Origin of the sequence: Streptomyces sp. NPDC102437 (assembly GCF_044765565.1) — a bacterium.
Classification (GTDB): domain Bacteria; phylum Actinomycetota; class Actinomycetes; order Streptomycetales; family Streptomycetaceae; genus Streptomyces.
In genome coordinates this window covers 1-14,102 of sequence record NZ_JBIWKI010000040.1, presented here as the reverse complement: position 1 = coordinate 14,102, position 14,102 = coordinate 1, and the positions used below count along the sequence as shown (strand labels likewise).

At 71.0% G+C, this 14,102-nt stretch carries 18 protein-coding genes; 5 read left to right on the top strand and 13 right to left on the bottom strand.

Annotated elements, in window-relative coordinates:
• Positions 1–34: 34 nt before the first annotated feature.
• The 3 genes from ACIRJP_RS33835 to ACIRJP_RS33825 all read right to left on the bottom strand — a co-directional run bounded on the left by ACIRJP_RS33835 (position 35) and on the right by ACIRJP_RS33825 (position 2,877).
• Positions 35–631: a DNA-binding protein gene (locus tag ACIRJP_RS33835; RefSeq protein ID WP_404182652.1), complete on the bottom strand. Its 597-nt coding sequence runs from the start codon at positions 629–631 to the stop codon at positions 35–37.
• Between the two features lie 68 nt (positions 632–699).
• The gene (locus tag ACIRJP_RS33830) at positions 700–1,293 is read right to left on the bottom strand and encodes an adenylate kinase (RefSeq protein ID WP_404182649.1); all 594 of its coding nucleotides are present in this window, start codon (positions 1,291–1,293) and stop codon (positions 700–702) included.
• A 399-nt stretch (positions 1,294–1,692) separates the two neighbouring features.
• Complete coding sequence (locus ACIRJP_RS33825; RefSeq protein ID WP_404182646.1) at positions 1,693–2,877, bottom strand: hypothetical protein; 1,185 nt, start codon at positions 2,875–2,877, stop codon at positions 1,693–1,695.
• Between the two features lie 931 nt (positions 2,878–3,808).
• Here ACIRJP_RS33825 and ACIRJP_RS33820 point away from each other — a divergent pair.
• The 5 genes from ACIRJP_RS33820 (at position 3,809) to ACIRJP_RS33800 (ending at position 7,807) form a co-directional block, all read left to right on the top strand.
• Positions 3,809–3,988, top strand: coding sequence for a hypothetical protein (locus tag ACIRJP_RS33820; RefSeq protein WP_404182643.1), 180 nt, complete (start codon positions 3,809–3,811; stop codon positions 3,986–3,988).
• Positions 3,989–4,242: 254 nt separating this feature from the next.
• Positions 4,243–5,142, top strand: a complete 900-nt coding sequence (locus ACIRJP_RS33815) for a hypothetical protein (protein ID WP_404182640.1) — start codon at positions 4,243–4,245, stop codon at positions 5,140–5,142.
• Between the two features lie 220 nt (positions 5,143–5,362).
• Positions 5,363–5,914, top strand: coding sequence for a hypothetical protein (locus tag ACIRJP_RS33810; protein ID WP_404182637.1), 552 nt, complete (start codon positions 5,363–5,365; stop codon positions 5,912–5,914).
• A gap of 151 nt (positions 5,915–6,065) precedes the next feature.
• The gene (locus ACIRJP_RS33805) at positions 6,066–7,532 is read left to right on the top strand and encodes an exonuclease domain-containing protein (RefSeq protein WP_404182634.1); all 1,467 of its coding nucleotides are present in this window, start codon (positions 6,066–6,068) and stop codon (positions 7,530–7,532) included.
• A complete protein-coding gene (locus ACIRJP_RS33800; RefSeq protein WP_404182631.1) occupies positions 7,532–7,807 on the top strand; it encodes a hypothetical protein in 276 nt (91 codons plus the stop codon). The genes ACIRJP_RS33805 and ACIRJP_RS33800 overlap by 1 nt, the downstream gene beginning before the upstream one ends.
• A 37-nt stretch (positions 7,808–7,844) precedes the next feature.
• On the opposite strand, the gene ACIRJP_RS33795 is transcribed toward ACIRJP_RS33800, so the two are convergent.
• From ACIRJP_RS33795 to ACIRJP_RS33750, 10 genes are all read right to left on the bottom strand, one after another.
• Positions 7,845–8,051 carry a hypothetical protein gene (locus tag ACIRJP_RS33795; protein ID WP_404182629.1) on the bottom strand — a complete coding sequence of 69 codons (207 nt, stop codon included), beginning with the start codon at positions 8,049–8,051 and terminating at the stop codon, positions 7,845–7,847.
• A gap of 91 nt (positions 8,052–8,142) precedes the next feature.
• The gene (locus tag ACIRJP_RS33790) at positions 8,143–8,415 is read right to left on the bottom strand and encodes a hypothetical protein (protein WP_404182627.1); all 273 of its coding nucleotides are present in this window, start codon (positions 8,413–8,415) and stop codon (positions 8,143–8,145) included.
• 59 nt (positions 8,416–8,474) lie between these two features.
• A complete protein-coding gene (locus ACIRJP_RS33785) occupies positions 8,475–9,851 on the bottom strand; it encodes a hypothetical protein (RefSeq protein WP_404182624.1) in 1,377 nt (458 codons plus the stop codon).
• An 84-nt stretch (positions 9,852–9,935) separates the two neighbouring features.
• A complete protein-coding gene (locus ACIRJP_RS33780; protein WP_404182621.1) occupies positions 9,936–10,445 on the bottom strand; it encodes a hypothetical protein in 510 nt (169 codons plus the stop codon).
• Positions 10,442–10,816 carry a hypothetical protein gene (locus ACIRJP_RS33775; RefSeq protein ID WP_404182618.1) on the bottom strand — a complete coding sequence of 125 codons (375 nt, stop codon included), beginning with the start codon at positions 10,814–10,816 and terminating at the stop codon, positions 10,442–10,444. The genes ACIRJP_RS33780 and ACIRJP_RS33775 overlap by 4 nt, the downstream gene beginning before the upstream one ends.
• Before the next feature lie 31 nt (positions 10,817–10,847).
• Positions 10,848–11,225: a hypothetical protein gene (locus tag ACIRJP_RS33770; protein ID WP_404182615.1), complete on the bottom strand. Its 378-nt coding sequence runs from the start codon at positions 11,223–11,225 to the stop codon at positions 10,848–10,850.
• On the bottom strand, positions 11,222–11,983 hold the full coding sequence (locus ACIRJP_RS33765; RefSeq protein WP_404182612.1) for a hypothetical protein: 762 nt from the start codon (positions 11,981–11,983) through the stop codon (positions 11,222–11,224). The genes ACIRJP_RS33770 and ACIRJP_RS33765 overlap by 4 nt, the downstream gene beginning before the upstream one ends.
• A gap of 4 nt (positions 11,984–11,987) precedes the next feature.
• The gene (locus tag ACIRJP_RS33760; protein ID WP_404182609.1) at positions 11,988–13,079 is read right to left on the bottom strand and encodes a DnaB-like helicase N-terminal domain-containing protein; all 1,092 of its coding nucleotides are present in this window, start codon (positions 13,077–13,079) and stop codon (positions 11,988–11,990) included.
• On the bottom strand, positions 13,076–13,318 hold the full coding sequence (locus tag ACIRJP_RS33755) for a hypothetical protein (protein ID WP_404182606.1): 243 nt from the start codon (positions 13,316–13,318) through the stop codon (positions 13,076–13,078). Before ACIRJP_RS33755 ends, ACIRJP_RS33760 begins: the two co-directional genes overlap by 4 nt.
• The gene (locus ACIRJP_RS33750) at positions 13,315–13,968 is read right to left on the bottom strand and encodes a hypothetical protein (protein ID WP_404182603.1); all 654 of its coding nucleotides are present in this window, start codon (positions 13,966–13,968) and stop codon (positions 13,315–13,317) included. The genes ACIRJP_RS33755 and ACIRJP_RS33750 overlap by 4 nt, the downstream gene beginning before the upstream one ends.
• Between the last annotated feature and the right edge of the window lie 134 nt (positions 13,969–14,102).

Here is a 14,102-nt window from a genome sequence, read left to right as displayed (position 1 = left end):
GAATCCCGGATAACCTCCCGATGGACTGCGTCCGTCACTGGGCGGGGGTGCGGGCGGCTTGGGCGAGGAGGCGTTCCCAGGTGCGGGTGGAGCTGCCGTGCTGCTCGGCCAGGGCGGCAGCGAGGCGTGTGCGAGGGGCGTCCGGTGAGGTGTGAAGGGTTTGCGCGGCGAGGCGGAGGCGGGGGTCGCCTTCGTAGGCGTGCGCCTTGATGGGGCCGCTTACGCCTGGGGGGCGTCCGCCGCCCTGCCCTTGGCGGGGCGGGGTGTCGCGGCGGGTCTCGATGTCCTGGCGGGTCCAGAGGCGGAGGCTGTAGACGGTGGTGCCTCTTGGGAGGTAGTTCTGGCTGGCGTAGGCGCGAACGGTGCCGGGTGTCACTCCGAGCAGGACCGCGGCTTCCTGGTCATTGAGCAGGTCGTCGGGGTGCGGTGAGGCGGGCAGTGGGGGGATGGGCTGTCCGTTGAGGTAGGCGTGTGCCTGGGCCTGGTCGTAGACGAGTACGCGGCTGTCGAAGAGGGCGGGTACTCGTTGCCGGAAGGCTGGTGCGTCCCGGTGTCTCCAGGTGGGGAGGGGGACACCCGCCCTCTGGGCGATGTCCCGCTCGTTGATCACGGGGCGGTTGCGGGGGATCACGGGGGTTTCCTTCTGCTTGTCAAGGCCGACGTGCCTTGTACGCTGGTGGGTGCTTCCCTGCGTCGGCGTCAGCCGTCGTGGAGATGCTGGTCAGGGCCGGTGGTGTGCCGGGCCGCTCGTGAGCGGCTCTCCGCCGGCCCTTTCGCTGTCTGCTGCCTCCAGCGCTGGACCTCGCGCGGGCTGCGGAGTCGTACGACCTGGACCCCCAGGGCGGCGGTCTCGGCCACCTGTCGGGCGTACCGGGGGCGGTTGGCCCGGTACTTGCGGATGGCGGTGCGCAGCAGGGACCGGCGGGCGAAGAACGCGGTGGACCAGGTGAGGCGCCGGGCCTGTGCGCTGTCTTCGCGGCCGGCCAGTTGGCGCAGGCTCCGGCGGGTGATCCGGTACAGGATCAGCGGCAGCGGGAAGTCGAGCCAGATCAGGGTGTCGGCCCGGTGCCAGACGACGTCGGCGAGTTTGGAGAAGTTCCCTTCGACGATCCATCCGTCGGTCGCGGTGATGGCCGCGGCCTGCCGGCGGAATTCCTCCAGCGGCAGCGGTCCGTGGGGGGTGAACAGGATGTCGTCGAGGTCGGCGTGGGGTTCGTCGAGTTCCGTGGAGAGCCAGCGGGCGAGCGTCGTTTTCCCGGTGGCCGGGGGTCCGAACAGTGCGACCCGTCGCATGTGCGCCTCATCTCTACAGGGGGTTGACACAGAAAACCTTACAGCACTTCGGATCATCAGTGTCAGGGGTTCGTCGGGCAGGCGGTCGGGTGCCGCCGGAGGCGGCTCCTTGGCCCCGCAGGGGTGGGCCCGTGGCCGAAGGCCACTTAGGGGGCCCGGCGCGCAGCGCCTGCCTGGAGGGCAGAAGCCGCCCGTGGCCGAAGGCCACTCAGGGGGCGGCGCTTCCCCTGGGTCCGCCCCGCGACCGAAGGGAGCTCCAAGGGGCGGACGTCAGCCGCTTGCGGCTGTCCTTTCGCCGCGCCCGCCCCCTCAAGATGATCTTGAGGGGGCGGGGCGGGTGGTCCGGTCGGTCACCGGACCCGGTGGCCGGGCCCGGTGACCGGGCCCGGCCCTGCGGTCCTACAGCCGGGGGAACAGTGCCCGCGCGGCCTGTGGGTGGCGGTGGAGCATCCGCAGGAAGTCCGCCTGGAACGCGGCCCGCCCTGCGGTCTCGGCGGGGCTCATGTCGCCCACCCCCTTCTTCGTCTTGACGATCACCCCGTCCATGATGCTGATCCCCGCGCCCCCCAGATCGGAGAACACGTTGGCACGCAGGTGCAGGAACACCTGTCCGCCCTGCTCCGCGACCGTCACCGCGTAGGCGAGATCGGCGAGCGGGTAGACGTACGCCTTGCGCGACCGCTCCACGGGCTCCGACAGCAGCTCGGGGCGCAGTCCCCGGAGGTAGTGCGCAAGGGCGGCCCGGGTCGCTGCCCGCAGGGGTACGTCAATGTCCTGCGGGTCGAACTCCCGGACCATGGGCCGTCGCCACATTCCGGCCGTGCCGGTGGTGCAGACGCGCATGATCTCGTCGTACATCCGCCGCAACTTGCGGTGGACGTAGGCCAGATCGGCGGGCAGATCCGGGCTGGCCAGGCTCTCCCACCCCTCCGGGAGGCGGAACTGCGCCGTCGCGGTGGCCGTGTGGGTGGAGAGCGCCGGTACGGGCTCCAGCACCCGCAGGGCGTCCCCGTCCACGATGTCCGCACTGATCAGGGCTCCCAGAACGGACGCCTCCTCGACGATGCGGCGGGACCGGACGATGGAGAGCCGCCCCGCCCGTACCGACCGCGCCTCGACGGCCGCACGCTCGGCCTGCGAGCGTCCTACAAGGTGGGCGTGGAACCGCTTCTCGCCCTGGATCGACTCGCGGTCCACGGTCTTCGGGTCGTAGCTCCACGAGACGATCGGGGCCAGTTCGTAGGCGCGGCAGTGCTCCGCGAACCGGGCCGCGACGACTCCCAGCGCCCGGCCGAACTCCGGCGAGTGGTCGTGGAGCCCCGGTCGGGCTGTGACCCCGGCGGACATGAGCATCAGCTCGTACAGGGCGTGCGGGCTGCGCTTGTCGGTGAGGGCGTACGCCTCGTCGGCCGAGAGGTTGATGTGGGCGAGCACGTTGGTCCAGCCGTAGACGTCGTGGACGGTGCCCATGCGGCGCAGACCGTTCACGTAGCCCGGGAACCCCTTCGCCGGGAGCGAGTCCACGACAGGGATGTCCCTGCGGCGGTTCTCCAGTGCGGCGGGGAGCAACTGACGGTTGGTCATTGGGTTTCCTTCCCTCGGTGATGCTGGTCGCCGGTCGGGGTGTGCCGCCCCTTCCGACAAGACAAACTTTACAGCAACTCGCACCCGAAGTCAGCTAAAACCGCAGGTCAGGGCCGGTTTATTGGTGGGCCCGGTGGGGAGTGGCGGCCGGGGGTCACAGCAAAGGGCGGTGATGGGTGGCCCGGTGCGCGCAGCTTGCTGCGCAGGGCCAGCCACCAGGCCGGTGAACGCGCCGAAGGCGCCCGGCCTGGCGTCCCGCGCTCGCGCGGGATGGTCTGGCGGTGAACGCGCCGAAGGTGCCCGCCAGACCACCCCTGTGGGCCGCCAGGCCCGCAGGGGCGTCCCCGCCCGACCTGTGACCCCCGGCCGCCACCCCCCACCGGGCCGAGAACGCCACACCCACGAAACCCGGTGAAGGGCCGACACGCAGAGCCACAAAGAAGTCGCGGTAAGTATTTGACAGCGGTTTCCCGGACAGGGCATGGTGGAAATAGAGACCGAGCGGCACATTCGTAAGGTCTCGTCACTGACGCCTCAGCGAAGGCGTGCCTCTGGCCAAGCGGCACGCTGACACCCCTCTGGCGTGTGCGACGTAACACCCGGGCCATAAGTGCCCCATAACCTCATATAGCCCTGTGCGGCCCTATCGCTATCAGCGAGGGGCCGTTTTGCTGTCCACTGCCCGCGGCCTCCACTTGCGCGGCTAGACAACCGCCCCGGTCAACTGAGCACCAGCAGCCACGCCTGCCGATCCACGCCCCGCCCAGAGGGCCCTCTTCACCCCCGTCGCCCCTGCCTTACCCCCTCACGCCCTGAAACGGAGACAGATGCCCGTGAAGTGACCCCCCTCAGCGCCTTGCCCCAAACTCACACCGATCCATGGGCTGCTTCCAGCACCGCCCTGGCTGGCCTTCACCCCGGAGGAATCTCGATGAAGAACATTGCGCTTGTCCTTCTGTTCGCACTGCTGGTCGCCCTCGTCTGCGAGCGATACGTCCTCAGCCTGGGAGCTACCAGGCTTACCGCCGCAGGAACCGGCGGCGGAGCGTTCCTCGGTATGGCCACCATCGGAATGCTGGTGCTGGAACAGCTCGGAACGACCGCCGTGTAACAGAGCGCGGGGTCGTATCTCCAACGGAGTCATGGCCCCGCACCTCCTGCCGGCAGCACGGCAGCTAGAGCACGCCGAGCAGGGGCACAAGGGGCCGTGCGGCCTGCCTCCCCGGTGACCCCGGGTGCCCGGCGGCGGCAGCATCGGCCGGACACAGGGCACGCCGCCGGGCCGGACCAGTCTCGCCCACCCCGGCGACCGGTTCGGCGGAGGTGTCCGCAAACCCGGCCGATGCCGTGCGCGACAATCACGGCGTGCAGACATCGACGTTCCTCTCGGTCCGCGCGCTCGACCAGCTCCTCGACGGCCTGGACACGGGCGCGGCCCGCCGGCGTCAGCTGGACATGGTCCGCGGGGAGCTGAAGCGGGCCCTGGAGCGCGGGGCACTGCCGGTCGCCGCACGGCGCAGCCTGCGCCGGCTCCTGGAGGAAGAGGCGCTCACCCCCTACGTTCGACTCGCGGAGTCCGGCGAATTGCGCCACCGCCGGGTCGCGGGCGGCTACCCGCCCACCTCGCAGGCGACCAACGAGATCCGCCGCAAGTGCCTCGACCTGCTGCGCGAGGCGCTGGGCCTGCCCGCGCTCCGCCTGGGCGGCGGGGAGATCCCGCTGCAGCCCGCCCCGGAGGCGGCCACCCTCTCCGCCCTGTCCCGCCAGCTCGACCAATACCTCGCCGGTCCGATGTCCCCGGCGCAGACCCGGCTGACGGCCCTGCTCGCCATCGAGCTGGACACCGCGGGGCGCAGCGGGGAACTGGTCATGCTGCGCACCACCGACCTGGGCGAGGACAACACCGCGGTGTACGTCGAGCGGCGTCCCCAGGGCGGCGGCATCGTCGAGGGGGAGTGGATCGAGACCTCGGCACTGACCCGGGCCGCGCTGGAGCGCTGGCTGCCGGTGCGCAAGGACCTGGTGCAGCGCGCCCACGGCACCTCGCGGCTGTGGGTGTCGCTCTGGATGAACCACGACGGCGTCCTCGACGACCAGGGCCACACCGTGCTCCGGCCCCCGGGGCGGCCCCTGGAGGAGAACGGGCTGATCACCTCCTACCGGGTCGGCCGGCTGCGGTACGAAGGACTGCGCCAGCTGCTCCCCCTCAAGCTGGAGGCCCTACGGCGCGCGGTTGACACCGAACGTCAGCGCACCGCCGCGTAGTTCCTTCCCTTGTTGCTGCCTGACCTGGTCTTTTGCCGTACGACGGCCGACGCACCCCCAAGGGCTTGTTATCAGCCGCAGCGAGGCGCTTGCGGCTCACTAAACGACGTCGTTTACTGAATTCATGACACGTAAAAGGATCACATTGCAGCTCTCGGTACAGCAGGCGGGCCGTCTGCGGGCGCAGATAAGGCGGCACCGGAAAGACGAAACTCAGTTCGTGAATGACCTAGTGGAAGAGCGCGCGGCGGCACTCACGGAGCCGGTGGACACCCCGCCGTGGGAGCGGGCCGTGGCGCGGCTGCGCCGGCAGGCGCGCATCGAGGCGGCGGAGGTGCGGCCGGTGCGCTGGCCAGCCCTGGATGTGCTGATGGAACGGGCTCTCAAGGAACGGCTGCAGCTGCCGGACCTGGCCGGGCCGTGGCTGCCGCTGACAGCGGGGGAGCGCACCCGGCTGTCCCTGTCGGGTCGGTGGCCGGCGTGCCTGTCCGGGCTCAGCACCGCAGAAAGGGCATTTACCCTCGACGAGAACGTGGTGCTGCAGCTGCGCACGGCGGCTTGGCGCGTCTCGGAGCCAGTGTTGAAAGAGCTGGAGGAGAAGAACCTCATCGGGCCCCAGGCGGACCTGAGCGAAGCGGCCCGGGAGGAGCGCGACCGCCTGGCGGCGAAGCTGTACCCGTCCAGCAGGATCGCCCGGGAAGCGGTCGAGGACCACTGGCCGATCCCCCAGGGCGAGGATGCCGACGACTCAGCGTCCGCCGGTCATAGGTAACGACGTCGTTTACTGTAATCCGGCTTCGCGCGCAATAAATAGGGGTCCAGTTTCGGCAGCGCATTCCCGTCAACGGGAATGTTTGGAAAGGCGGAGAATTGGGTTTATGGCTGCTACGGTTTCAATTCCCTGGATTTCCTTGGAGGTATGAGTGAGCACCACCACGGCGACGGAGACGGAGATCCCGGCCAGCCGGACGGAGGGGGACCCGGCCCGGGTCGCCAAGGGCAAGCCCCTGGACCACACCGCCGGCGTCCCCGTGTACAGCTGGGGGCAGGCACCGCCGTACCTGCGGACGAAGACGCAGCTGGCAGCGGACCGACTGAATACGACGGAGGAACAGGAGCGGGCTCCGCTGGCGTACGTACGCACCCGCGACTACGGCGACGTGCCGCTGCACGATCCGGCGACGGCGGAGAAAATGCGGCCCCTGCCGTCGTCGACCAAGGCCAAGATGACGGCGCGGCGCACCTGTTCGGAGTGCGGCAAGGTCCGCAAGGTGATCCTGCGAGGGCCCTGCTCGGCGTGCCGGGAGCGGGCGGAGAAGGAACGGCAGCGGCTGCTGGCGCGGACGTGTGCGGGCTGCAGCACGGTTCGGGAGCGCCCCTACTCCAAGGAGCACCGCCGTTGCCAGACCTGCCGACAGGAGCAGCTGCAGGCGAAGCGGGGGCGGGTCGAGGCGTGGCTGGTCGAGGTGACCGTGTGCGTCGGCGACGGCTGCACCACGCGGCTGGGCTCCAAGACGCGGGCGCGGGCCTGGCTCAAGGAACGGGCCTGGCTGCTGAACCCGGAGCGCACGGGCCTGCCGGATTCGTCGTGGTGGCCTGACTGGTCACGCCGCTGCCCGCCGTGCGCCACGGCGTACGAGCAGGAGCAGGAACGCCAGCGTGCCGAGTATCAGGAGCGGTACGAGCGGCAGGCGCGGGAGCGGGCGGAGCGGGAGCGGCAGGCGGCTGTGGCTCGCGTGCGGTGGGCGGCTGTGGCTCTCGTCGACCCGGACGTCGTGGTCCTCGACACCGAGACGACCGGGCTGCACGCGGAGGCCCGGATCGTCGAGATCGCGGTGCTGTCGTCGGCCGGCGACGTCCTGCTCGACACGCTGCTCAACCCGGAGGAGCCAATTCCGGAGGATGCCTCGCAGATCCACGGCATCACGGACTCCGACGTCTCCGGGGCGCCGACGTTCTCCCAGGTGCTGCCCACGTTGGTGAGGCTGTTGGAGGGCAAGCGCTGCCTGATCTACAACGACGTGTATGACATCAACCGGCTGCGTCACGAACTGACGCTGCACCACCTGGAGTGTGCCGGGCAGGCAGCGGGCGCGGCGGCGGATGCTCGGGCGCAGGTGTCGGCCTGGCTCGACTCCACGGACAGCACGGGCCCGGTGGCTGAGGCCCGGAAGCAGGCGGCGTCCTGGCTTGACTCGCTGACCGTCGAGGACGTGATGATCCCGTACAGCAACTGGGTGGGGGACTGGAGCGAGTACCACGGGAACAACCGATGGCAGCCCCTGGGCGGTGGGCACCGGGCGGCCGACGACTGCCGCGCGGTCCTGGACTGCCTGCGGGCGATGGGGTGCCGCTACGACAGCGGCCTGGACGAAGGGGAGGTTGCCTGATGCCGCAGATCAGGCTCATGGGCTCGGACTCGGACGACGTGCAGCGCACGGCCGATGCGGTCGTGCGGGCGCTTCGGTCGTGGCCGGAGACCCGGGTCGGGGGCGTCTCCAGCCCGGTGCCGAACCGGCGCGGGTCGGGGTGCCGGATCTACATCGAGGTTCTGGCCGACGTGGACGACGACGTCATCGATGTCACGGTCGAGCGCGAGGACCAGGCGGCGCCCGTACGAGAGCGGCGGGCTCTGCCTGCCGGGCGGCGCCGGCTGCCGCGCTGAGCGCCTCGGTCCGGTCGGATTCCCTGCTGGTTGCAGGTCAGGCAGGCTGATCCGGAGTGCCGAGCACGCCACTCTCGCGGAGCTGGGCGAGGTGCTCCAGCCCGCCCGGACGGTACAGCGGGTTCGCCTCGACGTCGGCCTCGGCCGCGCGGACGCGGCGGGTGGCGGTGCCGGGTTGGGGAGTGGCCGGGGCGGGGGCCGGGGCCTGCGGGCCGTGGCCCAGGGGCCGGCGTGTGGTGCTCATGAGCGCTGATCGTACGGACAGCGCCGTGCTGCGGGCGAGTTGAACAGAATGGGCCCTCATCCGGGGGCCCATTTCTATGAGTGCACCGGATTTACCCGGCGAGATGTTCGGCGGCCTGGTCCAGCGTGGTGGTGTTGTACCGCGTGGCCCGCTCCGGCGACCAGTGGCGGCGCCGGTAGGCGAACAGGCTGACCAGGGTGACGAAACGAAAGTTTCCACGCTGCTCGGCGACCAAGTGCCCTCCCTCAACGAGGTGCCCCACAGTGTGCGGGCTCAGGCACAGCAGGGAGGCGGCGACCGGCACCGGAACGGTCATCTCCTCCCACGCCCCGGACCACAGCGGTTCCTGCTCCTCGTCGGCCATGGTTCCCCTTCTCTGTCGGCTGTGCTGGTTAGGTTCCGTGAGCGAGGCAAGAGGGCAGGTCAGCGCGTGGGTGTGTTCTGCAGGTACTCCAGTCGCTGCTGAGCGCTGGACAGGTGGCGCCGGTCGAGCGAGGGGAGTTGGCGCAGCAGGTTGACCAGCTCGGGCCCGCAGCCGCGAGCCTCGGCAGAGTCCTGGATCTGGGTCCAGCAGTAGTGTGCCGACTTCGCCCCTCCAAGGACTTCCGGGGCATCCGGGGCCTGGTGCGCCATGCGGGTGTGCGTCGCGGCGACCCACAGCTGGGTGGCGAACGTCCAGCGTCCCGCGATCCGCGCGAGGTCGGCCCGGATCTCCGCCCACTGGATGGCCTGGGGGGAGTCGGGGCCGTGCTGCTGCAGGGCGTGCTGTTCCCATGTGGACGCCATCTCTGCGGCCTCGTTGTGCCGACCGGCCTGGGCGGTCTCCCAGATGTACCGGCGCGGGTCTACGGGCTGTTGAGGAACGGGCTGCACTGGGACCGGCGCAGCGGGGCGCACAAGCGCGGACGGCTGAACCGGGGTGACCTGATGGGGAACCGGGGGCCGCTGAGGCGCCGGAGCCGGGGACGGGTACGGCGCGGCCGGGGCGGGTACGGCTGCGGGCACGGCCGGGGCAGGCGGCGGTGCCTCCAGGCCCGGGGCGGCTTGCTGCGGCTCGACCGGCGAGCGGCGGCGGGGCAGGAGGGAGGTATCCCCGGCGAGCAGCCGCTGGACGTTGCTCATGGGCCGGGCGGGGGGCTCGATCTCGGGGGCGGCGGGAATCACCAGGGCCCCGGGCGGGATGCCCGCGGCGGCCACGGTGAGTGCGTGCAGGCGCATGGCGTTGGGGCGCTCGGGGTTGCGGCGCAGCTGCTCGATGAGGTGGCGGGTGTAGGGGCTGGCCCCGTCGGTTCCGGGGAATCCGGGCGGGCTGACAATCCCGTACGTGGCGGTGCCGCTGACGAACGGAAGGCTTCCCGCGTCCAGTTCGTCCCATGCCCCCTTGTCGGCGACCAGGTCGACCAGCAGGGTCGTCAATCCGGCGGGGCGGTTGCGCAGCTCGGTCTGGACCCATTCCCAGGGCAGTGCGGTGTAGCGGGTGTTCACGATGTTGGTGGCGGCCGTGGCGAGGTGCAGCCGGTGGCCCCTGCGGTCCACGGTGAGCCGCCCGGAAAGGTAGACCAGCAGTGGTCCGGCGGTCGCCGCGGCGGTGCGCAGCCGCAGCAGCAGAGTGTTCTGGTCGCGTACTCCGTCGAGGTGGACCAGGTCCGCCGGCAGCGTGCTGTCGAGCAGCACGGGCACGGGCACCACAGACAGGGCGGCGAGGTTGGCGCTCGGCTGCACCTGAACGGTGCGCCGGTGGACCGCCCGGTCCCCCGCGATCAGAAGTACATGTCCCCGTTCCGCCCCGTTGATCTGCATGGTTGAACCGTACTCACACGCGAAAAACCCCGGCGGACAGTTTCCACCGGGGTCCTTCGGGCGGGGGCCAGGCCTGCCGCGGTGCTAGAGGTCGATCTCCTCGTCGACCTCGTGGGAGGGTTCCTGCGTCCTGCTCAGCATGTACTCGGCCACCTCGTCGCCCAGGACCTCCCGGGCCTTCTGGTCGCCGTGCTCCATGGCTTGTCGGAACAGTTCCTGGTTCTCCGGGGAGTTACTGAACACGTCGTACTCGGGGTGCTGCGTCCAGAACTCACTGATCGCCGCGTCGCGGGCCGCGTGCGCCGCTTCCTCGGTGGGGGACAACGGGCTCGGGTTCTCCGGGATGATCCCGGCGGCCTCTGCGGCTGCGACGATCTGCTCGTCCCACACGCACGCGGCGTACTCCGGGTCCTGGCTCGACTCCGCGATGTACCGGGTGCGCTGCTCGTCGCCGTATCCGGTGGCCGTCAGCTGACGCTGGTGGTCGGCCTGCTGCCGGTCGTGCGCCGTGGGCTGGTCGGTCGGCACGGTGACGGGGGCCCACAGGTCCTCGGCTCCCTGCTGCTTCTCGCCGTTGTGCTTCTCGCCGTTCACAGGTCGATCTCCTCGTCGTTGTCGCGGTCGCGGTCATGGCCGCTGTCTGGCGAGGTCTGCTCGAAGCTGCGGGGGTGGGCGGCGTGGTCCATGCCCCGGGCGGCGAAGCCCCTGTCGCCGTCGCCGCGGTGTTCCTTCTCCGCCTCGGCGACCTCGCGGTGGTCCGTGCCGGCCACGTCGACCAGGTGCCGGGCGTGGGCAGCCTGCTGCTGGTAGGTGCCGACGTCGGCCGCGGTGACCTCCTGGCCGGACGCCGTTTTCTCCTGCAGCTCGGTGGCGGTCCGGTCGAGCTGGGCGAGGGCCGGGAGTAACCCGGCGACCTCCTCCTGGTGGGCGCGGACGTCCTGGTCCTCGGTCTGGGTGTCGCTCACTGTCGGGTCCTCTCTTCTCGTTGACGGGGTCTCAGAGGTCGATGTCGAGTTCGTCGTCGACCTCCGGCGGCGCGGGGCCGGCGGCGGGCTCGCCGCGTACGGGTCGCAGGTGCCGCTCGGGCTGGAGCGCGGCCTCGGGCGGCCACTCGGTGCCCTCGGGGCCGTGCACGGTCACCTCGCCGGGGTGGATCTCGGCCTGGACGTGGCCCCGGTAGACCAGGGCGCCGCTGTCGAGGAACTGAAGCGAGGGGTGGGTGCGCGGGTCGTCGGCGGGCTTCACGGCGTCGCGTTCGGTGAGCGGCTTGGGGTCGACCGTGCGGCCGTCGATGGACAGTCCCTTCGGGGAGACCTCCACGACGTGGCCGCGCCACTGCCTGACCAGCCGTCCGATGGCGGCGGTCGGCTTCACCGCTGCTGCTCTTCGCGTTCGGCGGCGGTCAGCTCGACCGGAGCCTCGTGCCCGGCGGCCTTGAGCAGCGCGGCGACGTTCAGCTCGTCGCCCGGCGCGAGGGTGCGGGTCTCGCGGGCGTCGCTCGCGGTGACCAGGGCCTCGACGGTCTTGCTGATGGCCTCGACCCGGGCCACCTCGGTGCGGTGCTCCCACACCTTCTCGGCGACGCGGGTCTGACCCTCGACCATGGCGACGGCCACCTGCGTGCGGCCCTGGGTCTCCGCCATGACGCGCTCGTGGCGCTGCTCGTGCTCCAGGCGGCGGTCGCCGCGCCACAGCGGGGCACACACGGCGTAGACCGCTGCGGTTCCGACCAGCCACAGCAGGGCGCGCAGGGCTGAGTCCGGGGTCCAGGCGGCCACGCCCAGCAGGGCGAGCGTCCCGCCGGCGGCGAACGCCACCCGGGTCGTCTCCGGCTCGCCGTGCTGCTTGGCGGCCGATACGGTGCCTGCCGCGGCGGCGAGGGCGGCCAGCGTTCCGCTGATCCACAGCGGCTGGGTCGAGCCGTCGGGCAGCTGCTCGTGCCAGCCCCATGACAGTGCGGTCGCTGCGGTGGTGACCAGTCCGGGCGCAACACGGCCGAAGTGGTCCCACAGTGCCTGGCCGGCCGACCGAACCGGCGGCAGTGGCTCAGCGTCGGGCAGGTAGGGGGCGGTGATCTGGTGCTCGCGGTTGATCAGGTAAGCGGTCGGGTCGAAGGGGGAGGGCTCGTTCATGGGGTCACATCTCCATCTCGTGCTCGTAGGTATGGGCTTCGGGGGCGGGGACGGGAGCCGGTGGGGCGGGCTCCTTGTCGCTGGCCAGTTCCGGCTCGCGCTCGGCGTGCTGGATGCGCTGGTGGTCGGCGTGGACCGGCTCCAGGGCCTGCCCGGCGTGGTCGACCAGGGCACTGGGGGCGAGGGCCGGGTGGCGGGCGTAGTTGCGCAGGTCGTGGCCAGCTGCGTCGAGCCGGTCGAGGGCGGCGGTGTGCAGGACCTGCTTCGCGGTGTAGGCGGCGGTGCCGCCCATCCCTGCCTCCTGCAGCTCGGCCAGGACCTGGTTGCTGAGGTTCGGCCCGGGGAGGCGCTGGGCCTCCCATGCGACGGTCAGCGGGTCGATGGGGGCGTGCCGTTCGTCGAGCGTGCGCATCGCCTCGTAGGCGACGGCCAGTTGAGGGTGGGAGAAGTCCCGGTCCTGCAGGGCCCGGACCTCCGGCTCCCGTAACTGGCGGGGTTCGTAGAGGAGGGACGCGAGGGTCTCGCCCTCGGCCTGGACATCGACCCGGGCCCGCTCGGTGCGGGGCACCGGGGTGACCGGCTCCACGGGCTGGGTGTCGAGCAGGTTGCGCACGGTCTCCGGAGCGTTCCTCCACGCCTTGTCCAGCTGGGCGAGGCGCTGCCCCGTCTTGTCCGCCTGCTCCAGTGCCCGCAGCGCCTGGTCGACCTCGGCTTGCCGGGCGGTGTCCCGCAGCTGCTCACCGGCGTGCTCGACGGCCCGGTGGATCGCGGCCTCCAGCACCATCCCGCCGTACAGCGGTGCGGTGCGCGGGTTGGGACAGACACTGCGGTTGGCCAGGCTGGCGAGCCGGGACGGGGTGAGGGTCTGCCGGATGCCCTGCTCCTGGATCTTCGCCACGGCGGCAGTGACCGCCGTCGGCACGTCGCTCGGAGCGACCTTGGCGAAGTCGATGGTGTGCAGCGTCTGCCACAGGGCTGCGTAGTCCGGGCGGGAGAAGGTCCCCGGCGGTATCCACCGCATCGAGGGCAGTGCTTCGGGGTGGTGGAGCATCCCCCCAAGCAGTGCTTCCTCGGCTTTGAGCGTCAGTTTCTTCACCCGGACACCTCCGCCGTGTCCGCCGGCTCGGCGAGCACACGCGCGTGGCACGGCTCGCCCTCGGGGCACCAGAAGCCCAGCTCGGGGTCGTCGCGGCGGCCCTTGAGGCACACCACGGTGGTGGGACCGGCCACGGCCGGGGGTGTGGCCTGCTGCTCGGTGCTGACGGCCACCCCCTGGCCGAAGAGGTCGAGCTGGCGCCCGCCGTTCATCTCCGGGTCGAACGGCTGCGGGGTCATGCCGCCTCCGCCCCGTGCAGGACGGCCCGCAGACGGGCCCCGATCCAGGTACCGACCTGCTGGCTGACGGCGTTGCCAAATCCGTCGACCTGGTTGCGGGCGGAACCCCAGACGGTGAAGGTGCCGCGGTAGTCGTTGAAATCGACGTCGAAGCCGCAGCCCCGGCCGATCTCGTGGGCCGCCATCATCCGGTAGAAGCAGTCCTCCAACGGCAGCTCGGCGAGCGACGCCTGCCACTGGGCCATGAGCAGCGCGGTGGTGTCATGCGAGGTGAGAGTGCCGAGCGGGTCCGTGACCGGGTGGGGCGCGGTCTCGTTCCCGGTGGGGCCGTTCTGCTTGTACCAGCCGGCGGCCGTCAGCACGGCCGGGATCTGCTCAGAGGTGAAGGTGGGCATCGCCTCGCTGTACAGAGTGGGCAGCGTGTTCTTCCGGTACGGGAGGACACCGGAGGACAGCACGGCGAGGGTCTCCGAGCCGACCTGGGTGGGCAGCGGCTCCCCCGCGCCGCGCGCGGATCCCTGGAAGTTGTCCACGGCAAGCGCCATCGGAGGTGCGGCCAGTCGGCCGGCAGCGTCCTGGTCCCACAGTGGCTGGCGGACCGGTCCGGTTGAGAGAAGCGCGGTCTCCTGCTGGCTGGTCTGCGTCGCCATCGGCTGCAGCAGCAGCCGCTCCGAGCCGTGTACTCCCTTTGAACCGCCCCGGGTTCGGTAGAGATCTCAGATTGTGGTTGTGACCTGGGGTTTCGTGGATTCCATGTAGTGATTGGCCTCGTACTCGACGGGCG